Source organism: Endozoicomonas sp. YOMI1, assembly GCF_024606345.1.
Lineage (GTDB): Bacteria > Pseudomonadota > Gammaproteobacteria > Pseudomonadales > Endozoicomonadaceae > Endozoicomonas.
Window position 1 is genome coordinate 1 of the sequence record NZ_JAHHPM010000001.1, and the last position, 8,531, is coordinate 8,531.

Below are 8,531 nucleotides of genomic sequence, written 5' to 3' on the forward strand. Positions count from 1 at the left end.
CACTCATCAGCCCGTAATGCTGTTCAATGGGAATATCCAGCCCCAGCAGCAGTTCTCCCGCACGGGCTTCGGCGGAATAGCCATCCATCTCACCAAACTGAACTTCAAGGTCGGCAACCCGCATACCTTCTTCTTCCGTCATTTCAGCTTTGGCATAAATAGCATCCCGTTCGGCTTTTACTTTCCAGAGTTCGGCATGCCCCATAATCACCGTATCGATAACCGTGAAGTTTTCATAGGCAAACTGATCCTGACTCAGTTTCGCCATACGTTCATGGGGGTCTTTACTGACAGTACCGGAAGTTGGCTCCAGCTCTCCGCCCAGGATTTTCATAAACGTTGATTTACCACAACCGTTGGCACCAATGAGTCCGTAACGGTTACCTTCGCCAAACTTGACGGATATATCCTCAAACAGGGGCTTGTCACCGAACTGCATGGTGATGTTGGCTGTAAATATCAAATTTATTGTCCTGCTCTATTTAATTAATGGGAAAAAGCGTCGCAGACTACAGTGACTATTCCTTTGCGCCAAAGTAAGTCGTTTACAAAATCTGATAATGTGTTCGGTATTGCGCAAATGAACCAGCAACCTGCCAAGGCGTTACTGAATTCATACCAGAGAAATATCGGCCAGCACCATTCGAATATCAAGCAAAGAATATTGGCTTTCTCTGTTTTTTGATTACAGTGAATCCTCTTTCCACAAACCATCTGACGACCAGACAAAAGGTGATTCATCTCCCGGGTTTTATCCTCAACATCACCGGCTGGCAATCAACTGCTGGCCGGGATGGCAAAAATTTTGCCTGGCCTTGAGCAAGGCACCAACGTCAGCATCACCAACTGGATAAGGAGATAAGGAACTTTTTATTATCACTCTTGTCAATGGTTGGGTGAGTAGTCAGGCTATATCGCGTTTGATAGTAAACGACACTATTTTAATATTTACGAGGATTGAACCAAAAATGAATTTTAATAACTCTGGTATGCGAACTTATCACCCAACCAGCCGTTCAGACTCGGCACAAAGAGCATCTGCTGGTTTGACGGGCCAGGTTGATGGTTCTGCCACCAGAGCGATCCCTGCCGGTCACGGATATTTAGCCACTGCCAGTAATATTGCCTCAGGTCTGCCCCAAAGCAGCGTTATTCAGCAGCGCCAAGTTTCAGCAACCAGTCCTGCGGTATCAGCTCAGCCCGGCAATTATGATCTGGGAAGCAGGATGGCATATTTTGAGCCGTTGTTAGACAGTATTGTGGATTTTTACTCATCAATAAAGGATATTGCGGATGCAGCGATTCTGGCGCATGGAGAATTAGCAAATATTGAAGAAACTGGTACGCCTGCCATGATCATCAGTGAGTTGAAAGACTGGAACAAGTTCTTGAAATTTAGTTTTTTTGATAACCCTGTTTTTGACTCATCACAAACCATTACTGCTGAATTTGCAGCCCACGCTCTGAAACATTTCCAATCGAAAATTAACACACTGCTATCCATACCAAATTTAGAGATAACCCTGGATAAATCCCTTCTGGCAACTGCCGTGATGAAGCCTGAGATTCGAGCCAATAACAAACTTTATCAAGACACAAAGAGAGCTTCTTATGTTCAGGAACAAATTACCATGGCAAGACAACTACAGCAGCTTATGAATAATGATCTCGGTGTACTCAGCCATGTACTTCCCATGACACAATTCAAAGATGCTTATCAGAGCTTAAAATCAGATTTGGATTCGTGTATCCGGGATATTTTGCGTTTACAAGAAAACATGAAATCGTAATAAGTGAAAATACTGGCCCGCATCAATATTACCCGGCTTGACAGGTGGTATAACTGCCATGGCCCCAGGAGGCTGTCCGAGGATCGGGGTATTCACCATGTTTCAGTCAGTTCAGATTATCACCGGCAAAAGTGAAAAAGACCTGTACCTGTTCTTTGTAGAGGGATTTGGTCGTTTGACCCAGCTGGTGGCAAGCTTCACTATCGTTGATGCAGCATTGGTTATTCTATTTTTTGTGGCTGGCAATGTTATCGCAACTGTCGGTTATAAAGCCGTTGTCTATGCCAGGCGGTTGAAGCAGTATCATTGAGACTATCGCCGGTTCCCGGGAACCGGCTCCAGTCAGCATCGAGCATCGGTTAAAACTCTGCATCAATTTTTCTGATAAATTCGATCTCTTCTTCCGTTGATGATTTTCCAAAAATTCTATCCCTGTGGATAAATCGTGAAAATTGATCAATAACTGCTTTGTGTTTCAGTGCCTGTTTATAATGAACATCAAACTTCTGTTTCAAATCATCAGGAACTTCTTCCGTCAATTTCTGAAACAGTGACAGAGCCAGACTCTGATCTTCCGATAACTCACTGTGCACCAGCGGTAAATAAAGAAAAAGTCGTTCATAATAGTTTAATTGCTGGTCGTCCCCGTATTTTATGGCCGTTCTGGCAACACGCAGGGACAGGTCATCATAGGCTAAAATCATCGGAGTGCCGCGATAAATACTTCTCGGAAACTGGTCAGCCAGAATGATATAAGCCAGTTTTCCCCTTGGGCTGGTCAACCAATCATCGTAAAACCCATTGGCCAGCAAGACCAGATCTTTCATGAATCTTTCTGTTATTTCCTGATCCAAATTATCTGAGTTTGCGCTCTGCTTTTTAAACCATTTTGTTTCCATTCCATCGGCGAACCAGAATTCAATGATCTCCTGCTGTTTTGACTGGATAGCTGCTGCTGATAAAGATCTTGAACCTGGTAGCTGTTGATCCCATCGATAAAGCCCACTTTGCTTATTTCCGGGATCATAAAAAAAACGTTGATTCAGTTTTGGACGAAAACCGCTGTACCAGGCATTATCAAGATGGGAAATTAATCGATTTTCATTTTCGCCAAATACCCAGTTTTTACTGTGGGAGTAAATGGGAATATCACCATGATTCAACACCAGCCAGATCATGGCTTTGCCATAATCATACATAAGCTGGCTACCAGCCCGCTCAAATTTTATTTCCCAACCGGCTCGAACATGTGGGCCATTGGAGCGAGCCGGATACCAGTCAAGATCCGAGTAAATCAGCCTTTCACTGGCAATATATTTCCGGAAATGGTCAAACAATACTTTTGCCTGGCGTTCCTGTCCTTCAAGATAATCCATATGAATGTGATAGCCATCAATAATCACCTCTTCCGGATCTTTGAATTCAGCCCCCGTATCGCCCACCATCACCTGAGGCCGATCCATAACCAGCACTCGCTGTGGTATCAGCTCTTCATTGTCGATAATCGGTCTGATAACAATCGAGCTATCCCTTCTATTCATTAAATACCAGGAAATTACCCGACTGAAATTGGTATAGAATAGAGGGTCATCATCGGTTTTCATCAAATAAAATATATGGGTATCCTGTGAAGACAGGATATCTTTTATCTCTATTCCGATACTGGAAAAATACTGGCTGTAGGGAATTTTAATAAACTCTATATCCATATCAGGGTGATGATTATTGACTTCGAAAATAAACCCTTTTACTGATTTGTCATCAGGTTTAATAATTGTGACATTCTGATCAGAAGCATCGGGGGTATGATGAGCAGTGAAGTAGTCAGGGTTTTTATAGTTACTGGACCAGCTATCTTCTCCTGCAAAAACAGGATGATCCCATGTTGATATAAACATCAGAGAGAATAATCCAATTATTGCCCCATAAAATATTCTCATAATTTTCCGCCTGTTATTTAGTCATTTTGTTAATTATAAACAACTGATCAAAACATTATTTAGCATATACATTGAAAACACCTGAAGAAATTATCCTTAAAGACCACCGCTGGTTATAGACATTTAAAAACAGTTTTCTTAGACAAAATCAAGCAATTAAATCCATTAATGATATGAGTATGATATCCTCAGCCATGAAAACTATCAGGCCAGAGGTTTAAGAATTTATAAAGAAGAAACTAAATAATAAATTCCACCAGCCAGTGGCTCAACAGCGTGATAATCACAATGCCCGCAAGGTTCAACACCATACCACTGCGCACCATATGTCGAATAGACAGCATTCCTGAGCCATAAACTATGGCATTGGGTGGTGTCGCCACAGGCAACATAAAGGCACAGCTGGCGGCAATAGCCGCAGGGATGGCAAGAATAGCAGGGTCCATTCCCAATGAAATAGCCAAAGCTCCCAAGGGAGGGAGGAAGGCGGCGGTTGTGGCTGTGTTACTAGTGACTTCGGTCAGAAAAATAATAATGCTCACAACCAGGGCAATGGCCAGCAAAGCGGGCATGTCGCCAAAGATGTTTAATGATCCGGCGATCCACTGTGCAAGCCCTGTTCTTCGAATCATCGCCGCCAGACTGAGGCCACCACCAAACAATAACAACACATCCCAGGGAAGGCGGTGCATCTCTTTCCAGCTCATCAGAAACTCAAGCTTTTTCCAGCTAGCTGGCAAGATGAACAACAGAACGGTAGCAACCAGGGCAATCATAGTATCCGAGAGCGCCAGTGATGGAATCATATCGCCCAGCCAGGGCCGCACGATCCAGGCAAAAGCCGTCAGCAGAAAGATCGCGGTTACGGCTTTTTCTGCACCGCTCATTGAACCATTCTTTTTTTGCTGCTCCTTAATAGATTCTCTTACCACAGGGTTTTCTTCCCCACCCAGACGGTAGCCAAAAGAGCTCAGCCAGATGCCGGTAATAGCCAGCAATATGATGGATGCTGGCAGGCCAATGATCAGCCAGCGGGCAAAACCAATCTGTATACCGTACTGCTCCTGGAGAAAAGCGACCAGCAATGCATTGGGAGGCGTACCGATCAGGGTACCAAAGCCACCAATCGAAGCCCCATAAGCAATGGAAAGCAACAAAGCGACAGGAAAACCATGACTCATCTTCCCCTGGTGTCGAATCATGGTGATAACGGATAAACCGATAGGTAACATCATGATCGTGGTTGCCGTATTGGAAACCCACATACTGATCAGGGCTGTAGCAATCATAAAACCCAGCACCAGTCGCTTCTCCCCTGTGCCCATAATCATCATGATTCTGAGGGCTATACGGCTGTGCAGATTCCAGCGTTCCATGGCAAGGCCAAGAACAAAACCGCCCATAAACAGGAATATTACCGGATGTGCATAGGGAGCAGCCGCTTTATCAATGCTGGCCAAACCAAGCATTGGCGACAAAATCAGGGGTAGCAGTGCGGTAATGGCCGTCGGGAGAATTTCGACCGACCAGAACACCGCCATCATCATGGCAAGACCAGCACAGCGCCAGGCCATCTCATTCATTCCGGCTGGAGGGTCAACCAGTAATGTTAATAGCTGCAATGCAATGCCAATCAGAAGTCCTGCGAGCCAGAAGAGTGGCTTCCTTTCCTGAGTACTTTCCTGACGCGCAGACCCTGGAAGCAATTCCGGAGAACCTGATTTCATGATTTGCTCCATTGCATTTGATAAAATTAATAGTCAATTCAACCGTAAATCGGTTGATACCGAGAATTGAGCTTTGGAAGCCCATCAAACAGCAGGGTTTCTGATCAACTGCTGTAATGATTCACCGTCATTAAGGGTAGACTCTGTTATAATCATTTACCTATTCTGTACCATGGCACACGCCAAGAGCCTGATTTGACTGCACCTATTTCTACCACCACAGCGTCCCCCCACTTTACCAATCTATCCCTGCCCGATGCCCTGCTGCAAAACCTCGACAATCTGGGATACTGTGAAATGACCCCCATTCAGCAGACCAGCCTGCCAGAAATCCTGGAAGGCAAGGATGTCATTGCCAAAGCCAAAACCGGCAGCGGCAAAACGGCGGCTTTTGCCATTGGCTTGATTGTCAAATTGAAACAGCGAGATTTTGGCTGTCAGGCACTGGTTCTCTGCCCCACTAGAGAGCTGGCAACCCAGGTTGCCCGGGAAATCCGGCGTCTGGCGCGATATCAGCAAAATATTAAGGTCGTTACCCTTTGTGGTGGCCAGCCTATTGGGCCACAGATCGGCTCACTGGAGCATGGCGCCCATGTGGTTGTGGGAACCCCCGGGAGAATCCAGGATCACTTGCGGAAAAAGACCTTATTGATCGATCGGGTCAATACGCTGGTGCTTGATGAAGCCGATCGTATGCTGGATATGGGCTTTATTGATGCCATTGAAAACATCATCGGCCATTTACCAGAACAGCGACAGACTCTCCTCTTTTCAGCCACTTACCCAAGCGGTATCAGAGCATTAAGCGAACGTTTCCAGTATCAGCCGGTTGCGGTTACCCTTGAGAGTACCCATAGCCATGAGCATATCGAGCAGCGCTTCTATCACGCCGAACACGCTGACAAACCCGTCATGCTGATCAAGCTGCTGAAACACTATCAGCCTGAGTCCAGCGTGATTTTCTGTAACACCCGGCAAACCTGCAAAGAGGTAGGCTCTGCACTCTATGAAGCTGGCTACAAACCGGTGGTGCTGCATGGCGATATGGAACAGAAAGAACGTGACCAGATGCTGGTACGATTCGCCAATCAGAGCGCCAACCTGTTGATTGCTACCGATGTCGCAGCCCGGGGATTGGATATAGAAAACCTTGCAGCGGTAATCAATTACGATCTGAGCCGGGACCCTGAAGTACACGTTCACCGGATTGGCCGCACCGGACGGGCTGGTAAAAAAGGTCTTGCACTCAGCCTGCATACCCGGCAGGAGCAGTACAAGCAGGATAATATCAGCGACTACCTCAAGGCTCCCCTGGTATTTGGCGACCCGAAGGCACTCACAGGAAACCAACAACCAGCACCAGCCTCCATGGTTACCCTGGCCATTGATGGTGGCCGAAAGCATAAAGTTCGCCCTGGCGACATCCTCGGAGCGCTGACCGGCGATGCCGGGATTCCCGCAGACCAGGTCGGCAAGATCAATATTTTTGACTTTACCGCCTATGTTGCAGTCAAACGGGAAAATGCCCGATCTGCGCTGAACAAGCTGGAATCAGGGAAGATTAAGGGCAGAAAGTTCAAGGTTCGGCGTTTGTAATATTCATCACCAGTTCGTCTCTTATCACTCTCTCAAAGCCTGACCGGAACTAAATCAGGCTTTTTTTGTCCAAAAGAGGTATGACACTAATCATCAACCCCATCACAAGGAGGTAATTGAAATGGCTTCTCCGATTACACAACCACCCTCATCTTCTCAGGGCCTTAGAACTGATTCGCAGACAGACCCACTCACACCACCTTCAACATTCAATGGGCATGGTGCCAGATTAGCACCGCCACCCGCGCCGTATTTTGCTCAGCCGAATCGTAAACCTGTACCAGCGCCCACGGCTCAACCACAGGGCTTCCCTGACAACGTGAAAACTGTAAACCCTCACATTTCCGTCAATGGATCCCCTGAAGTAGCTCAACCCCCTGAGGCTAGAGATCCCGGAAAAATCGCTGAAGAGTTGGCAGCGTTGGACCATGAGGAGCTGCTCAAGCAGGGTAAAAATCAACTGGGAGAAGCCGAGAAGGCCTATACAGCCTTTGGCGAAATGAACATTGCCGTCAAGGCTCGAGATGCCCTTGATGTCTTTGCCAGACGAGCTATGGATCTCAAGGGTTTTGGCAGTGTAGGTTTATATACCAGCTCCAAACAAATGATCAGTGCCTTAAAGGATATTGAGCTACCCCCCGATATGCCAAAGGATCTGACCATTACCATCACATTCCCACCGCCTAATCATCAAGCCATCTCACTGATTCCAGTGGGTGCTGGTCTTGCACAAAAACCGCCTCTTGAGATTTATAATTGTTACGTCCACGCGCTTGGAGCCATGAAAAATAAGGCCCGGGAGCTGAATGCAGACCAGGGACTTGCACAAGCTGAAGCAAGGCTGAATGATATTCTTGAGACGCTGAAGGCTATCCAGAAAGAAATTAATGAAAGAAAGCGGCAAAATAATCTGCCTTACAGAGCTGAAGAAGTTCAGTTTGAATCTCGATATTATACCCATGTGGAAAAAGGGATCACTATCAGTCGACTGGCAGATGGTCAAGAATTCCCATTTCATGAAGCCAGCATCAAAGGCAAGGTACCCGGCCCAACTCAACAACCCGAAGAAAGCCCGGCTCCAAATTCAACGCCAACCCCTGAAGAAGACTGAGGCCCATTCATAATCAGAAGAAAGTCCAGACTTACAGAAAAGCGCTAATACCCAACCCCCCTCGTTCCCATGCTCTGCGTGGGAATGTATATCGGGCCTGCAAGATGTGGAACAACCTGTTTCTGCCCGGAATCATGAGAATTTAATGGGGGTTCTAATTTATACGTAGGTTCTGTATGCATTCCCACGGGGCCGTGAGAGTCCGGATAGTTTTGCAACAGCCTCTGAGGCTTGAGAGGTGTATATATCAACAGAGCTTGTCCTAGGAGGCTGTCCGAGAATAGCGCCCGTCTAGGCGACCCCGTAGCGAGGATTGCGAGAAATTGAGGATAAAAATTTCTGATTCTGAGGAGAATAGCGGGGCTAT

7 protein-coding genes are annotated in these 8,531 nt (G+C 46.5%); 4 read left to right on the forward strand and 3 right to left on the reverse strand.

Translation table 11 applies throughout. The features are described 5' to 3' along the window. The coding region (locus tag KDK15_RS00005; protein WP_257293317.1) for an ATP-binding cassette domain-containing protein at positions 1–463 on the reverse strand (463 nt) is incomplete at its 3' end. A 457-nt stretch (positions 464–920) separates the two neighbouring features. Here KDK15_RS00005 and KDK15_RS00010 point away from each other — a divergent pair. Further along, positions 921–1,790 carry a hypothetical protein gene (locus KDK15_RS00010; protein ID WP_257293318.1) on the forward strand — a complete coding sequence of 290 codons (870 nt, stop codon included), beginning with the start codon at positions 921–923 and terminating at the stop codon, positions 1,788–1,790. Between the two features lie 97 nt (positions 1,791–1,887). Beyond that, positions 1,888–2,100, forward strand: a complete 213-nt coding sequence (locus KDK15_RS00015; RefSeq protein WP_257293319.1) for a hypothetical protein — start codon at positions 1,888–1,890, stop codon at positions 2,098–2,100. A gap of 49 nt (positions 2,101–2,149) precedes the next feature. On the opposite strand, the gene KDK15_RS00020 is transcribed toward KDK15_RS00015, so the two are convergent. Both KDK15_RS00020 and KDK15_RS00025 read right to left on the reverse strand, forming a co-directional pair. Further along, positions 2,150–3,688 (reverse strand): DUF924 domain-containing protein, encoded by a 1,539-nt coding sequence (locus tag KDK15_RS00020; protein ID WP_257293320.1) that lies wholly within the window; start codon positions 3,686–3,688, stop codon positions 2,150–2,152. Between the two features lie 281 nt (positions 3,689–3,969). Next, entirely contained in the window at positions 3,970–5,457 is a 1,488-nt protein-coding gene (locus KDK15_RS00025; RefSeq protein WP_257293321.1) for a DASS family sodium-coupled anion symporter, read from the reverse strand. Positions 5,458–5,652: 195 nt separating this feature from the next. Here KDK15_RS00025 and dbpA point away from each other — a divergent pair, with 195 nt between their 5' ends. Both dbpA and KDK15_RS00035 read left to right on the forward strand, forming a co-directional pair. Continuing rightward, positions 5,653–7,053: an ATP-dependent RNA helicase DbpA gene (gene dbpA, locus KDK15_RS00030; RefSeq protein WP_257293322.1), complete on the forward strand. Its 1,401-nt coding sequence runs from the start codon at positions 5,653–5,655 to the stop codon at positions 7,051–7,053. A 121-nt stretch (positions 7,054–7,174) separates the two neighbouring features. Continuing rightward, positions 7,175–8,164 (forward strand): hypothetical protein, encoded by a 990-nt coding sequence (locus tag KDK15_RS00035; RefSeq protein ID WP_257293323.1) that lies wholly within the window; start codon positions 7,175–7,177, stop codon positions 8,162–8,164. The last annotated feature ends 367 nt before the right edge of the window (positions 8,165–8,531 follow it).

What these genes read in the sequence shown, in the direction of transcription:
- KDK15_RS00015 (WP_257293319.1), top strand. Translation starts at nt 1,888, where the DNA reads ATGTTTCAGTCAGTTCAGATTATCACCGGCAAAAGTGAAAAAGACCTG.
- KDK15_RS00020 (WP_257293320.1), bottom strand. Translation starts at nt 3,688, where the DNA reads ATGTTTATATCAACATGGGATCATCCTGTTTTTGCAGGAGAAGATAGC.
- KDK15_RS00025 (WP_257293321.1), bottom strand. Translation starts at nt 5,457, where the DNA reads ATGAAATCAGGTTCTCCGGAATTGCTTCCAGGGTCTGCGCGTCAGGAA.
- KDK15_RS00035 (WP_257293323.1), top strand. Translation starts at nt 7,175, where the DNA reads ATGGCTTCTCCGATTACACAACCACCCTCATCTTCTCAGGGCCTTAGA.